The organism is Hymenobacter cellulosilyticus, from assembly GCF_022919215.1.
GTDB classification, from domain to species: Bacteria; Bacteroidota; Bacteroidia; order Cytophagales; family Hymenobacteraceae; genus Hymenobacter; species Hymenobacter cellulosilyticus.
In genome coordinates, this window is record NZ_CP095046.1 from 4604964 (window position 1) to 4618509 (window position 13546).

Annotated in this window: 12 protein-coding genes; 8 read left to right on the forward strand and 4 right to left on the reverse strand. The window is 62.9% G+C overall.

Going from position 1 to position 13546, the window contains the following annotated elements; translation table 11 throughout:
* The first annotated feature begins 56 nt into the window (after positions 1 to 56).
* Together MUN79_RS22710 and MUN79_RS22715 are read left to right on the forward strand one after the other, a co-directional pair.
* Complete coding sequence (locus MUN79_RS22710; RefSeq protein WP_244674812.1) at positions 57 to 596, forward strand: MOSC domain-containing protein; 540 nt, start codon at positions 57 to 59, stop codon at positions 594 to 596.
* Positions 597 to 728: 132 nt separating this feature from the next.
* Positions 729 to 1334: a TetR/AcrR family transcriptional regulator gene (locus MUN79_RS22715; protein ID WP_244674813.1), complete on the forward strand. Its 606-nt coding sequence runs from the start codon at positions 729 to 731 to the stop codon at positions 1332 to 1334.
* Between the two features lie 17 nt (positions 1335 to 1351).
* Here MUN79_RS22715 and MUN79_RS32300 read toward each other — a convergent pair whose 3' ends face one another.
* Positions 1352 to 2212 (reverse strand): sulfurtransferase, encoded by an 861-nt coding sequence (locus tag MUN79_RS32300; RefSeq protein WP_244674814.1) that lies wholly within the window; start codon positions 2210 to 2212, stop codon positions 1352 to 1354.
* 144 nt (positions 2213 to 2356) lie between these two features.
* Complete coding sequence (locus tag MUN79_RS22725; protein ID WP_244674815.1) at positions 2357 to 3124, reverse strand: DUF2490 domain-containing protein; 768 nt, start codon at positions 3122 to 3124, stop codon at positions 2357 to 2359.
* Between the two features lie 684 nt (positions 3125 to 3808).
* On the opposite strand from MUN79_RS22725, the gene MUN79_RS22730 reads away from it, so the two are divergent.
* Positions 3809 to 5335 carry an SBBP repeat-containing protein gene (locus tag MUN79_RS22730; RefSeq protein WP_244674816.1) on the forward strand — a complete coding sequence of 509 codons (1527 nt, stop codon included), beginning with the start codon at positions 3809 to 3811 and terminating at the stop codon, positions 5333 to 5335.
* Positions 5336 to 5397: 62 nt separating this feature from the next.
* Here MUN79_RS22730 and MUN79_RS22735 read toward each other — a convergent pair whose 3' ends face one another.
* Complete coding sequence (locus tag MUN79_RS22735) at positions 5398 to 6030, reverse strand: hypothetical protein (protein ID WP_244674817.1); 633 nt, start codon at positions 6028 to 6030, stop codon at positions 5398 to 5400.
* A 206-nt stretch (positions 6031 to 6236) separates the two neighbouring features.
* A complete protein-coding gene (locus tag MUN79_RS22740) occupies positions 6237 to 6623 on the reverse strand; it encodes a winged helix-turn-helix transcriptional regulator (RefSeq protein WP_244674818.1) in 387 nt (128 codons plus the stop codon).
* 233 nt (positions 6624 to 6856) lie between these two features.
* On the opposite strand from MUN79_RS22740, the gene MUN79_RS22745 reads away from it, so the two are divergent.
* The 5 genes from MUN79_RS22745 (at position 6857) to MUN79_RS22765 (ending at position 13435) form a co-directional block, all read left to right on the forward strand.
* Positions 6857 to 7453: an FMN-dependent NADH-azoreductase gene (locus MUN79_RS22745; RefSeq protein WP_244674819.1), complete on the forward strand. Its 597-nt coding sequence runs from the start codon at positions 6857 to 6859 to the stop codon at positions 7451 to 7453.
* A 702-nt stretch (positions 7454 to 8155) separates the two neighbouring features.
* Entirely contained in the window at positions 8156 to 8905 is a 750-nt protein-coding gene (locus tag MUN79_RS22750; protein WP_244674820.1) for an NHL repeat-containing protein, read from the forward strand.
* Positions 8896 to 9831, forward strand: coding sequence for a T9SS type A sorting domain-containing protein (locus MUN79_RS22755; protein ID WP_244674821.1), 936 nt, complete (start codon positions 8896 to 8898; stop codon positions 9829 to 9831). The genes MUN79_RS22750 and MUN79_RS22755 overlap by 10 nt, the downstream gene beginning before the upstream one ends.
* A gap of 138 nt (positions 9832 to 9969) precedes the next feature.
* Positions 9970 to 11637, forward strand: a complete 1668-nt coding sequence (locus tag MUN79_RS22760; RefSeq protein WP_244674822.1) for an SBBP repeat-containing protein — start codon at positions 9970 to 9972, stop codon at positions 11635 to 11637.
* Positions 11638 to 11707: 70 nt separating this feature from the next.
* A complete protein-coding gene (locus MUN79_RS22765) occupies positions 11708 to 13435 on the forward strand; it encodes a T9SS type A sorting domain-containing protein (protein WP_244674823.1) in 1728 nt (575 codons plus the stop codon).
* The last annotated feature ends 111 nt before the right edge of the window (positions 13436 to 13546 follow it).

The following is a 13546-nucleotide window of genomic DNA, read 5'->3' on the forward strand; positions in this document are numbered from 1 at the left end:
CACCTGGACCGGGCCGAATCCGTACCGGCAGTAGTCTTTTTCTTAGCTTCCCTCCCATGGCTTTCCCCTTCTTCGGCGACGACAAATCGAAAATAGCGCAGATGCTGGCTACCCTGCCCCAGCAGGGCCGCGTGGAGTGGATTGGCATCCGGCCGGTGCGGCGCGAGCCGCTGGTGAGTCTGCCCGAAGTGGAAGTCCTCACCGATGCCCGCCTGCACGGCGACCATGCCCGCGTAAAAGCCGGCGGCAAGCGGCAAGTGACGCTCATTCAGCACGAGCACCTGCAGGCCGTGGCTGGCTTTCTGGGCCGGGAAGAACCCGTAGACCCCGGCCGGCTGCGGCGCAACCTAGTGGTCAGCGGCCTGAACCTGCTGGCACTCAAAAACCGCCGCGTGCAGCTGGGCGAAGAAGTGATTCTGGAGGTTACCGGGGAGTGCCACCCCTGCTCCCGCATGGAAGAAGAACTGGGGCCCGGCGGCTACAACGCCATGCGCGGGCACGGGGGCCTGACGGCCCGCATCATTCAGGGCGGCCTGCTGCGCGTGGGCGACGCCGTACGGCTGCTGCCCGCCGAAGCGCAGGCAGCCCCGGAATAAACAACTGATTATAAGCACATTGATCCTCGGGTAACAACCATGAGTCAATGAAGCGCTAACCTTAATTCGAATTTTCAAACAATCTTCTTTTTTGTTCGAAAACATAAATAGTCAGCTTAGCGTTGTGGCTTTATGGCAGGCAAACGAGACGACCGGCGGGCAAGTATTCTAGAGGCCGCAGCCCAGTGCTTCAGCCGCTTTGGCTACGACAAGACCACGCTGCAGGACATCGGCGACGCGGCCCGGCTTAATAAGGCTTCGCTGTACTACTACTACAAAAACAAGGAAGACCTCTTCATTCAGGTGGTGCTGCGCGAGGCCGAGCGCTACCTCAGCGCCCTGCAGGAACAGGTGCTGCCCCTGACCCGGGCCACCGATAAAATCCTGGCCTACCTCACCGGCCGCCTCGACTACTACCGCCTGGTGCTGAACCTGCACCAGCTGAGCGTGGAAAGCCTGCAGCGCCTGGAACCCATGTTCGACGACGTATACCAGGCCGTGCGGGAGCAGGAGCTGGCGTTTCTGAGTCAGCTGCTGCAGGAGGGCGTCACGGACCGGGAGTTTCTAAAGCTGCAGCCCGAGCGGGCCGCCGACGCCCTGCTGACCGTGGCCGACGGCATCAAGCACGAGGCCGTGCAACGCTCCCGCACCCGCTTTGCCCACGAGGTAGACTACGCCCCGGTACAGGAAAAAATAACCTACACGCTGACGCTGCTGCTCAACGGCCTAAGAAAATAAAAGCCTCCTGCTTGGCGCTACCGCGGCCGCTCAGCTTTACTCTTCGCCCGTTGCTTGGGGAAAGTCATTGCGCGACCATTCACTCCAGGAGCCCACGTAGAGGCGGGGCAAGCCCAGCCCGGCCTGCTCGAAAGCCAGCAGCGTGTGGCAGGCCGTGACGCCCGAGCCGCAGTGCACGATAACCTGCTCGGCGGGGCGGCCATCCAGCACGGCTTCATATTTCTGGCGCAGCTCGGGGCCGGCAAATACTGCCCCGCGGCGGTCAGGTTGCCGGCAAAGGGCACGTTACGGGCCCCGGGAATATGCCCGGCCACCAGGTCGATGGGCTCGGTTTCGCCTCGGTAGCGCGGGGCTTCCCGCACGTCGATAATCAGGGCCGAGCCGGTTTCGGAGGCCTCCCGCACTTTGTCGGTAGAAGCCAACGGCAGCTGCCAGCCGGTCAGGGAATAGGGCGCCACGGGGTGGGCCTGCTCCACGGCATCGGTGGTAGTCAGGCCGGCGGCCAGGGCCGCGTCGAGGCCGCCGTCGAGCACCTGCACGGCCGCGTGGCCCGCGCTGCGCAGCATCCACCACACCCGGGCCGCGGCATTGGCCCCGTTTTTATCGTCGTACACCACCACCGGCGTTTCGGGACTAATACCCAGACAACCCAGCAAATGCGCAAAATCCCGGACCGGCGGCAGCGGGTGACGCCCACCCTGGGCGGCGTTGTCGGTGGGCCGAGCCAGGTCGTGCTCCAGGTCTACGAACAGGGCTCCGGGCAAATGCGCCGCCTGGTACCGGGCCCGGGCCTCGGGCCCCGAGCGGGCATCGAGCAGCACGAGCGATTCGGTGGCAAGGCGTTGGCGAAGTTCCTGAGCAGAGAGCAGGGGTAACATAGCGGGGTGGGGCAAAAGTGGAGAAACGAGCACCAGCGGCGAACCAGGTCCACAGCCGAGCTACAAGATAGGCGGAAGCGGCAAGTTGACCTACTCTCGACTTCCCAGCCACGCTTTGGCGTCACTCTGCCCATGCCCGGGGGCTTAGTCGGGCTGCGAGGGTACCGACTCGGACCGGGGCGTGGTAGCGCGGTGGGCCAGGCGGTATATGACGCTGAATACCACGTTGTTTTTGGGCGATACGCTCAGGGGTAGCAGCTGGCCCTGCTGCAGGCGGGGCTGGCTGTAGTTGGCCTGCCGAAGCCAGCCCAGCTGCATGCTCACGTGAGCATTGAACTGGTAGCCCAGCCCGCCATAGACGCGGTTGCGCTCCAGCACGGGCCCTCGAGGATTGAGGAATATCTCGTCGTACACCGACAGGAACACCGTTTTGTCGGTAATGGTATGATGATTTAGGGGCAGAAAGGCGTTGAGGCGGTAGCGCAGGCGCTGGCGAAACGCGGTGCTGTCTTCGGCCCGGTAGGTTATCCAGCGCTGCTCCACGCGGTAGCGGTGCTCCAGCTTGAGGCGGTCCATAAACTGGTTGAGCACCAGCTGCTGCCACAGGCGGCGCTCCAGGCTCACCGGGCCTGGGTCGTCGAAGGTGCTGTAGCGGCCGGCACCCAGCAGCATGGTGAAGTTCTTGTCCAGGTCGTAGCTCAGCCCGCCCTTCAGCTCGTTGTAGAAGTACTGGTTGAACAGGCGGTTGGTGCGGGCCTGTACTTCCAGGTAGCCGCCCCATTTCTTTTCCACGCTGCCGGGCATCACCACCGTGCCGATAAACCAGTTGCCCCAGGTACCGGGCGTCTGGGCGCGGGCTGAGGGGGAGCTCAGGCCCCACAGGATTGCGAGGGTGCAGAGAACTTTCTTCATCAGGAAAAGTGGGTTGGGGCGGCGAAGGTAAGGGCAATTGATTTTTCCACCGTCGGCCGCCATGCAACCCTTACGCAGGATATCGGGTCAGGAATATGGATTCCTGACCGAATGCTTACCGAAGCCAAGAACTACCGAGGGTTCGACTATGCGGCCTAACTCCTGTAGTAGTTGCGCAGGCCGCCAGCTGCGGGCCTGGCCCTCTTGATAAGGAAATAGAAGATAAAGCCGCCGAACGGCGGCTGTCAGAAACCGAACTGTATAAATAGGAATTCCTGTATCTTCCAACGCCCAATAGAAAGCTCGCTGGCAGCCAGTTCCATCCAGTCGGCCACCGAAGTGCACAGTCAGCAAATTGCCAACCGGGTAATAGCTGTGCGAGTCCTGCCCCCGCGGCTAGCGCGGCAGCTCTACTGCACAGTGAAGCTGCCAGCGGCCTTCACGAAGGCTACTGCGGGCCTATCCGGCATTTAACTTCTTACGCTCTGTCCGTTTCCCCACATTCTACATCTATGCCTGTTTCTACCCGCTTAACCCGCTTACTATTCCTGTCGGCGGCCTGTATCACCGGCAGCCTGTGCGCTCAGGCCCAAACGCCCCCGCGTGGACTAACGCTACCGCTCTGGGCCGGGGCCCGAGGCCCAGAACTCCATAGCCGTCGACGCGGCCGGCAACACCTACGAGGTGGGCAGCTTCACCAACTCGCTGACCATCGGCACGACCCAGCTTACCAGCACGGGCGAAACCGACGGCTACCTGGCCAAGTACCTGCCCAACGGCACCCTGGCCTGGGTGCGGCAGATTGGCTCCACGGGCCGCGAGCAGGCGGCTGCAGTGGCCGTCGATGCGGCCGGCAACGCCTACGTAACCGGTTACTTCGGCAACTCCATTACTCTGGGCAACAACCTGAGCCTTAGCGGGGCACCGGCCGGTACTCCGGCTCAAGACCGACTGTTTGTGGTGCGCTACTCGCCCCAGGGCACTCCGGAGTGGACCCAGCAGGCCAAAGTCGTGACCATGAGCACGTTTTCCAACGGTATTTACTCCAGCGGCACCAGCATCGGCATCGACGCGCAGGGCACCGTGCACGTGGCTGGCGTACTGAATCTGTCGGTAGCCATTGGTACTCTTTCCATCACGCCACCAGCTTCGACTCGGGAGCTGGGTACGTTTCTGGCCCGCTTCGCCGGCGCCACCGGCGCGGTACAGTCCCTGACGCCGGTGTTTTTCTACGCGGCCAACAATACCTCGGGGGCTTACAGTCCGCAGGTTGCGGTAGGGGCCGGCGGAGAGGCTTATCTGCTCAATTTCTTTAACCAGGGCGTGGTACTGGCCAATTCGACCACCCTTACCAGCCGGGGCAGCACCGACGCTCTTATTACCAAATACGGCCCGGACGGTGCGTTTGCGTGGGCGCAGCAAATCGGGGGCACCGGCGAAGACCGCACCCACGATGCCGCCGTCGACGCGGCCGGGAATCTGTACGTGACGGGCTACCTGGAAGGCTCGGCCACGTTCGGGGACGCTACCACTGTAACCGGGGCCGGCAACTGGGACGGCTACCTGGCTAAATACTCGTCGCTGGGCGCCCTGCAGTGGGTACAGACCGGCGGCGGCACGGGCTTCGACCAGTGGAACGGCCTGGGCCTAGACGCGGCCGGCAACCCATACGTGGCGGGCAATTTTGCCGGTACCGCCCGGTTTGGCTCGGCTACCCTGACCAGCGCGGGCAACCTCGACATTGCCGTGGTGGCGTATTCGCCCACCGGGCAGGTACGCTGGGTGCAGCAGGCAGGCGGGCCCAGCACGGATTCGGCCCGCCACCTCGCCCTGGATGGTCAGGGCAACGTGTACGTTAACGGGATTTTCTCCGGCACCGCAGCCTTCGGAGCTCTGTCCCTGACCACTGCCGCCAGCCCGCCTTCCGAAACCTTCCTGGCCCGTCTGGGCAATGCCCCGCTGGCTACCTCGGCAGCCCGCTCCCGGGCCTTGGGCTTCTACCCCAACCCGGCTACCGACCAGCTGCACCTGCCCGCCCTACCGGCCGGCACGCGCGTGCAGCTCATCGACGGGCTGGGCCGAGTCGCCCGGGCTACCAGCGTATCGGCGGCGGCTCAGGTTTCGGTGCAGGGCCTTACCCCTGGCCTCTACACCCTGCGCGCTACCGATGCGAAAGGCCAGCAGTTGACGGGTAAAGTGGTGGTGGAGTAACGGCTTGTCCCCTACTTGTTCTTATAAGCAAGGGCCGCTTCGGAATCCGGGGCGGCCCTTGCTTATTCCTCCAGCCGGTCCACGTCGGTTATTTCGCCCTTGTTCATCATCACCTGCAGATCCAGGAAAGTCAGGGGAAACGTCTGCTTGCTGTATTTCTCCGGGTCGTTGAGCAGCCCGAGCGGCTCGGCGTTGTCGCTGACGTAGTCGTTACCGACCAGTTCCACCGTGTTGCCCTGGGCACTGACCACTTTCAGCAGCGAATACTGGGCCTTGCCGGTGCTGTCGTTGGCTCGCACGGTGTAGATGTCGCCCACCCGCGGGGCGGCAATATAGGCGGCGTTGTCGCGCGTGTTCTGCTGGCTCATAATGAAGCCCCAGACGGCCAGCACGACCAGCGCGGCCAGCCCCGACCACTGCCACCACGGGGCCCGGGTTTCTTTCCTGAACGTGCGTAGAGCCTGTTTCACTTCTCCGGCCTCGGCGGGCAACTCGGCCAGCGCCCAGGCGCTTTGGCAGTGCAGGCACTGGGCCACGGCGGGCTTGGTATAAGGTACCACCGGAATCCAGTATATGTGGGCATAGCGGCTAAACACACTCAGGTGCAGCGCATCGGGGGTGGTGCAGGCCGGACAAGCCAGACCGGGCCGGGGCTCGGTGCGCACGTGCGACCCGTTCGTTCCGTAAATAATCATGAAAGCTGGTAGTGGGATAAGCAGCCGCCCGACGCAGCGGGCAGCTTTCAAAGCTAATAGAATAAGCGCTATATACTACTGGATTGGTACCCACGACCAGCCCCGCCTGAAGACAGGCAAGCAGCGTTTCGGCTAGCGGGCTGAAGGTGAGACACTGAGCCTGGAATGGCCTCTGTGCCAGCTAAGCGCAGGGTCTCCCGCCCGGGCTACTGCGCCTCAGATGACAGTTTTGCGGGCACCAGCACCGCCTCTCCGGCTTCGAGGCGCTGCTGATGCTGAATGCCCCACGCTTTTAAGACCTCAATCACGGGGTCGAGGGTGCGGGCATAGGGCAGCACGTGGTATTCCACGAGTACGGGCGGGCCAGGGTGAACCGTGCGGGCAATGAAGTGATGGGCTTCCAGGTCCTTCAGCTCCTTGGCCAGCACCTTGGTGGAAATGCCCGGTACGCTGCGCTCCAACCCGCGAAAGTGGCGGGTGCCGGTCTGCAAGGCCACAATAATCTGGAGCTTCCACTTCCCACTGAGCACCAGCAGGGCATGGCGCAGGCCCTGCATCGTTTGGGCGCATTGGGCAAGTTCGTGGTTCGTCATGGCAACAAAGGGAAGGCAATTGGGGAGCAAATCAGCCTGATTACCTGCTGGTAATCAGGCTACCACAGCGTAATCTGAAGTGGCGGCAAGGTACAAACAAAGAACCAGCTGATTACTTGAGGTAACCAGAGTGCCAAACGACCGACTTGGCTACTTGCGTGGGCGGGCAGCTTCCGGGCCAGGGGTCCGGCATGACTACCCGCAGTGTATCACCTCCTTTACCCCTTCCTTTTATGCAGATTCTGCACATCATTTCCAGCGCCCGCGGCGCAGAGTCCTTCAGCACCCGCCTCGGCCAGGGCATTATCGACAAGCTGCTGGCGGCCCAGCCAGGCAGCACCGTTGTGGTGCGCAACGTGGCTACCCAGCCGTTTCCCCACCTCGAGGAAGCCCACCTGCAAGCTTACTTCACGCCCGCCGAAGGCCGCTCACCCGAGCAGCAGCAGGCCGTGCGGCATTCCGACGAAGCCATTGCCCAAGTCATGGCAGCCGATGTGCTCGTCATTGGGGTGCCGTTCTACAACTTCACCATTGCTTCCTCGCTCAAGGCTTGGCTCGACCACCTCACCCGGGCGGGCATCACGTTTCGCTACACCGCCACCGGCCCCGAGGGGCTGATAACCGGCAAGAAAGTATACCTGGCCGTAGCCAGTGGCGGTATTTACTCCGAGGGCCCGCAGCAGCCCTACGATTTTGCCGTGCCCTACCTGCGCTGGATGCTGAGCTTCCTGGGCCTGACCGACATCACCGTAGCCCGGGCCGAAGGCGTCAAGCTGCCCGAGTTCCAGGCTACCGCCCTGCAAAAGGGCATCGACAGCGTAGCGGTATAAGCGCGTCAGTAGCCTTAGAACCGTTAATACCACAGGTCCTGCCGGCTGGCAGGACCTTTTTTGTGCTGGGTGAAGCCGGGTCGATGCTTTATCTGAATGGGCTGTGCAGCTGCTTTCCCGGTGCGCACCGTACGCAGCAGGTACTCCGCCCGCTGAGCCTGCCCTGGTGCTAAGAGCCGCGCCGCTGAGCGCCGGCGGCCTGCGAAGCGCTGGTAGATCAAATAAAAATATACGATTATCCATATAACAAAGCTGGGCCATAGCGTTGTGGGGCAGATTCCTTTACATCCTACTATTATCCTTTAGCCCGAATAGCTTGTCTCAGTAGTGTATCGGCCACCGTCGCGAAGTGTGCCCCCGGGTTGGCAGCAGCCTAGGTAGAGCTCCCCAACCTGAAAGGCCGCGCAGTTCTTTGCCAACCCTTGTGCATGGCTATAGCCGGATTCAGTTGTAACTAGCGGCCCTAGTCGTAAACATCCGCCTCTTTGTACTTCTAACTCCGGCTGCTGTCCAGGTTAAGACCACGGTTATCGGCAGCGGCACGCAGCACTTTACCGGCTCCGGGCGGAAGTAAATGAAACGCCTTCCGGGCAACCAGTATCTTATCTACTGGCCTACTACCCTGCTTTTTCCTTCTGAGTTTATCAACTTTTTCTGCCATCCATCAGCATGCAATCCACTAGTAACTTTTACTTACCGAGTATGTCATTTACTGCTTTTCTACCAGGTCGCCGGGCAGCGACGGTGCTGGCCTGCGCCGGCTTAGCCCTGGGAGCCCAGGCCCAAACGGCTCCGGCCTGGACCAGCGCCCACGAAGTGGGCAACTTCACCAACGACAACCGGGGCTTTGCCGTGGATGCCAGCGGCAATACCTATGAGGTCAGCAACTTCATGGACGCGGCCGTAGTAGGTGGCACCACCCTGACCAGCGCCGGCTTCATCGATGCGTATCTGGCCAAGTACACCCCCAGCGGCACGCTGGCCTGGGTGCGCCACCTTGGTTCCCCCGGCCTCGACCAGGTCATGGACGTGGCCGTGGATGCCGCCGGTGATGTGTACATTTCGGGCACCTTCGACGGCCCCATTACGCTGAGCAGCACTATCACCCTGCAAGGCAGCACCGGCCCCACCCAAAACCAGAAAGGCTTTATCGTGCGCTACTCCTCGGCGGGAGTGCCCCTGTGGGCTCAGCAGTCCAGCCCTTCCTCTTCCCCGCAAGTCACGGCCAGCGGGCTGGATTTAGACGCGGCTGGTAACTTGTATGCCACCGGCTTTTTCGCGGGAAGCGTCACCTACGGAGCAAATACGATTACGACGCCGGGCAGCGTATCGGGCTACGGCACCTACCTGGCCCGTTTCTCGGCGGCCACTGGCGCAGTACAGTCGCTGGTGCCGGGCTTTTACTACCCCACCACGGGCTCTATTAACTATTCCAACCCCGCGTGGAAGTAAGCGCTACGGGCGAGGCCTACCTGTTGAATATGTTTACCCTGGGCCCCATCGTGGGCTCTACTACCCTCACTAGCCGCGGCAGCAACGACGTGCTGGTGGCCAAGTATAACGCCCAGGGCGCTTTCGAATGGGTGCAGCAGATTGGCGGCCCCAACGATGACCGGGTACGACAAGGCGTAGTGGATGCCAATGGCAACCTGTATGTCGCCACTTACTTCACGGGCTCCGCCACCTTCGGGACCACTACCGTAACGGGCTTCGGCACGAGTGGCTACGATGCCTGCCTGGTAAAATACTCGCCCCAGGGAGCCATGCTGTGGGCCCAGCCCAGCGGGGGCACCGGCGCCGACGTACCCGGGAGCGTAGACCTGGATGCGGCCGGCAACCCCTACATGGTAGGCACTTACAATGACGTAGCGCAGATTGGCTCGGCCACGATTACCAGCCGCGGCAGCGGCGACATCGTAGTGGCTGCCTACACGCCCCAGGGCGCGGTGCGCTGGGTGCAGCAAGCCGGCGGCCCCGGCCCCGACGCCGGTACTTACCTGTGCCTGGATACCCGCGGCGACATCTTCGTTTTCGGGCGCCATACCGACGTGGCCACGTTCGGCAGCATAACCCTGGCGGCTCAAACCACCATTCGGTCGGTAGTAGCACGCCTGGACAATGCCGTCCTGGCTACCCAGGCCGCCCAGCCCCTGGTTTTGGGCTTCTATCCCAACCCGGCTTCCAACCTAGTGCAGCTGCCGGGCCTGCCCGCCGGTAGCCGCGTGCAGCTGCTCGACGCTCTGGGCCGCGTAGCCCGCACGACCACCGTCTCGGCCGCGGCCCAGGTATCGGTGCGGGACCTCACGCCCGGCCTCTATACCCTGCGCGCTACTGATGCCAAAGGCCAGCAGTTTGCCGGCAAAGTAGTGGTAGAGTAGTAAGTATACCATTCCGGCAGCCCCCTCCAGCATCTTCAGACGGGAGGGACTGCCGGATTATTATGTGCCACACCGGGGCTCCGGACCCGGCCCAACTACCGTTTTCCCGTCGTTTTTCCGCTACCATTTTTTCTCCCTATGCCCCGACTTTACCCCTTCGCCTCCTTGCGCACCACCTTCCTGTTTGCCGCTCTGGCCCTGAGTGCCAGTCTACCCACGCAGGCACAGTCCACTACTGCTGCCCCCGCCTGGTCTGGGGCAGTTGCGCTAGGTCCCACCACCCCCGTCACGGGTAGAAATGCCTTCGACACTGCTGGTAATACCTATATGGTGGGCAGCTTTAGCGCCACGCATATGATAGGCAGCACTACGCTCACCAGCCAGGGCGGCAATGATATCTACCTGGCGAAGTACGCCCCTGATGGACAAGTGCTCTGGGTGCGCCAGCTGGGCTCTACCGGGCACGAATACGGATTTGGCGTGGCCGTCGATGCGGCTGGCAACGTCTACATCACCGGCGTTTTCACCTCCGCCATTGAGCTCGGAAATAACCTGAGCCTGACCAGCAGCAATGGGGCCTCCAAGGCTTACCTGGTGCGCTACTCTCCCCAGGGAACCCCCAAATGGGCCCAGCAGACCCTCACCGGCGGCAGCGGCAGCGGCATCGGCTTCGACGCGACGGGCACGGTGTATCTGGCGGGTATTTTTTCTTCCCGTATGACGCTAGGTTCCTATACCCTTACCTCTGCTTCCGGTACGTCAACCGCCACCTTTCTGGCGCGCTTCGACAACGCGACGGGCACCGTCCAGGGCTTAGTTAAAGCCTTTGACTATGGTCCGGTCGTTCCTAACGCTTCCTACTCCTATCCCGAGCTGGCCGTCGAGCCCGGCGGGGCTGCCTACCTGCTAAATAATAGCACCCAGCCCATCGTGTTTCCGGATGTCACCATAACCAGCCGGGGCAGCACCGACATGGTGGTGGCGCACTACTCGCCCCAGGGTGTGTACCAGTGGCACCAACAGCTGGGCGGGCCCGGTCAGGACCGTCTGCTGTCCGGGACCACCGATGCCCAGGGCAACCTTTACCTGGCCGGCTACTTCTTCGGGTCGGCGCTGTTCGGCACCACCACCTTGGGCGGCGCCGGCGACTACGATGGCTTCCTGGTCCAATATTCGCCCCAGGGGGCGCTCCAGTGGGTGCAAAGCGCCGGGGGACCCAGCGCCGACTTCTTCGGCGACGTAACCCTCGACGCGGCCGGTAATGCCTTCGTCACCGGCAACTTCAGCAGCACGGCCCGGTTGGGAACTGCCAGCATTACCAGCGCCGGCAACCGCGACATCCTGGTCGCCTCCTATACGGCCGCCGGGCAGGTGCGGTGGGCACAGCGGGCCGGCGGCCCCGTCGATGACATAGCCTCGGCCATCGGCCTCGACGGTACCGGCACTCTGCGCGTGTTCGGCAACTATGCTGGGACCTGTACCTTCGGCACGACCTCACTGGTCAACACCACGACGCCCAGGCTGTTTCTGGCCCAGCTGAGCAGCTCCCCTCTGGCCGTCCGGACTTCCCTGGCGCCCCTGCCCCTGAGCTTGTTCCCCAACCCGGCTTCCAACCTGGTGCAGCTGCCTAGCCTGCCCGCCGGCACCCCGGTTCAACTGCTCGACGCCCTGGGCCGCGTCGCCCGCACGACCACCGTATCGGCGGTGGCTCAGGTATCGGTGCGGGGCCTGTTGCCCGGCCTTTACACTCTGCGCGCTACCGATGCCAAAGGTCAGTCGTTTGCCGGCAAAGTGGTGGTGGAGTAGCATTTACTGGCCAGTAGCCAGCAGCGTCATCTTGCCCTTACTGACTGATCTATCCTCCTTATTCATTCGCATGTCTTCATCTTTTCTCCACTCATCCGTTCCATTCCTGCTGCGGGCCGCGGCTTTATTCCTGCTGGGTCTGCTGAGCGCCCCGACGGCCCGTGCCCAGACAATGCCCACCTGGCAGCAGGCTGTGCCCGTAGCCCAGGCCAGCGGCGGCTCCACCGTCGTAATGGCCACCACCACTGATGCCGCGGGCAACGTCTACCTGACCGGCATTTTCTACGGAACGGTGACCCTGGGCAGCCAGACCCTCGTCAGCAACGGCCAGGCCGACATATTTGTGGCCAAGTGGAGCAGCGCTACCAGCAGCTATGTCTGGGCCACAGGAGGCGGGGGTAGCCGCATCGACGTTGCCACGGGCGTGGCCGTGAACGGAAACAGTGTGTACGTCACCGGCTCGTTTATCGGGTCCATCAGTTTTGGGGGTACCACGCTCACCAACTCTGCCACCACCATCGACTCCGATGTCTTCGTAGCCAAGCTCACCGACGCCGGCACCACTGCTTCCTGGACCTGGGCCCAGCAGGCGGGCGGCACCCTGGATGACTATGCGGGGGCCGTCGTCGTCAATGGCCCCAACATCTACCTCTCAGGCACCAGCCGGCGCCAGGCCACCTTTGGCGGCATCAGCATCAATAACCCCGCCGCCAATGTCTTTGTGGCCAAGATGGTAGATGCGGGCCCCACTGCTGCTTTCACTTGGGTGAAAAGCAGCGGCGGATCCGGCCTGGAAAGAGCCCCCGCCCTGGCTATGAGCGGCAGCAGCCTGTACGTAGCCGGCGTGTTCTACGACACCACCATCTTCGGCACCACCACCCTCACCAACGCCTCGCCCGGTAACCCCGACCTGTTTGTGGCCAAGCTTACTGATGCCGGCACTTCAGCCAGCTTTGAATGGGCCCGGAGTGCCGGCGGCCCCGAGTACGACGAGGCCCTGGCCCTGGCCGTCAATGGCGCCAACGTGTACGTGAGCGGGTATTTCCACAGCTCCAGCATCAGTTTTGGCGCTACCACCCTTGCCAACGCGAATACCAATCCCGGCTTCTTCACCCCCGATGTCTTCGTAGCCAAGCTTACCGACGCCGGCACCACCGCTTCCTGGACCTGGGCCCAGCAGGCGGGCGGCCCCAACATCGACGAAGCCCGGGCTCTGGCCGTGAGCGGCAACCAGGTATACGTTACCGGCAGCTTCAACAGCGCCAGCGCCAACTTCGGTGCCACCACCCTCGCCAACATCGCCGCCGACGGTACTTCCGACATATTTGTGGCCCGCCTCACCGATGCCGGCTCTACGGGCAGCATCACCTGGGCTCAGCAAGCCGGCGGCACCAACGGCGACGTGGGCCGGGCCCTGACCGTGCGTGGCACTACCGTGTATGTGGCCGGGGAAGCCGGCGGCGCTTCCCGCTTCGGCAGCCAAACCCTGCCCAGCCCAGCCAGCACCTACGGCGGCTTCTGGGCTTCCTTCTCCGACCTCACCATTACCTCGACTCACCGCCCTGCCCCGCTGGCCCTGGCCTTCTCCCCCAACCCGGCTTCCAACCTGGTGCAGTTGCCAGGACTGCCCGCGGGCACCCCGGTGCAGTTCCTGGACGCGTTGGGTCGCATAGCCCGCGCTACTACCATATCGGCTGCCACTCAGGTATCGGTGCGGGGGCTCGCACCCGGCCTTTACACCCTGCGCGCTACCGATGTCAAAGGCCAGCAATTCGCGGGTAAAGTGGTAGTGGAGTAAGCTGCCGCCCGCCTTACGCCTGGCATAGCCAGCAGAGGAGCTTTGCTAGCTACCTTAGCGGCCCTTGCATTAGTAGACGTCCTTAGGCAAAGGCTACATGGCTTGGTGCGC

Bases quoted from the DNA above. Each gene is read 5' to 3' on its own strand.
- MUN79_RS22710 (WP_244674812.1), top strand. From the start codon at position 57: ATGGCTTTCCCCTTCTTCGGCGACGACAAATCGAAAATAGCGCAGATG.
- MUN79_RS22715 (WP_244674813.1), top strand. From the start codon at position 729: ATGGCAGGCAAACGAGACGACCGGCGGGCAAGTATTCTAGAGGCCGCA.
- MUN79_RS32300 (WP_244674814.1), bottom strand. From the start codon at position 2,212: ATGTTACCCCTGCTCTCTGCTCAGGAACTTCGCCAACGCCTTGCCACC.
- MUN79_RS22725 (WP_244674815.1), bottom strand. From the start codon at position 3,124: ATGAAGAAAGTTCTCTGCACCCTCGCAATCCTGTGGGGCCTGAGCTCC.
- MUN79_RS22735 (WP_244674817.1), bottom strand. From the start codon at position 6,030: ATGATTATTTACGGAACGAACGGGTCGCACGTGCGCACCGAGCCCCGG.
- MUN79_RS22740 (WP_244674818.1), bottom strand. From the start codon at position 6,623: ATGACGAACCACGAACTTGCCCAATGCGCCCAAACGATGCAGGGCCTG.
- MUN79_RS22745 (WP_244674819.1), top strand. From the start codon at position 6,857: ATGCAGATTCTGCACATCATTTCCAGCGCCCGCGGCGCAGAGTCCTTC.
- MUN79_RS22750 (WP_244674820.1), top strand. From the start codon at position 8,156: ATGTCATTTACTGCTTTTCTACCAGGTCGCCGGGCAGCGACGGTGCTG.
- MUN79_RS22760 (WP_244674822.1), top strand. From the start codon at position 9,970: ATGCCCCGACTTTACCCCTTCGCCTCCTTGCGCACCACCTTCCTGTTT.
- MUN79_RS22765 (WP_244674823.1), top strand. From the start codon at position 11,708: ATGTCTTCATCTTTTCTCCACTCATCCGTTCCATTCCTGCTGCGGGCC.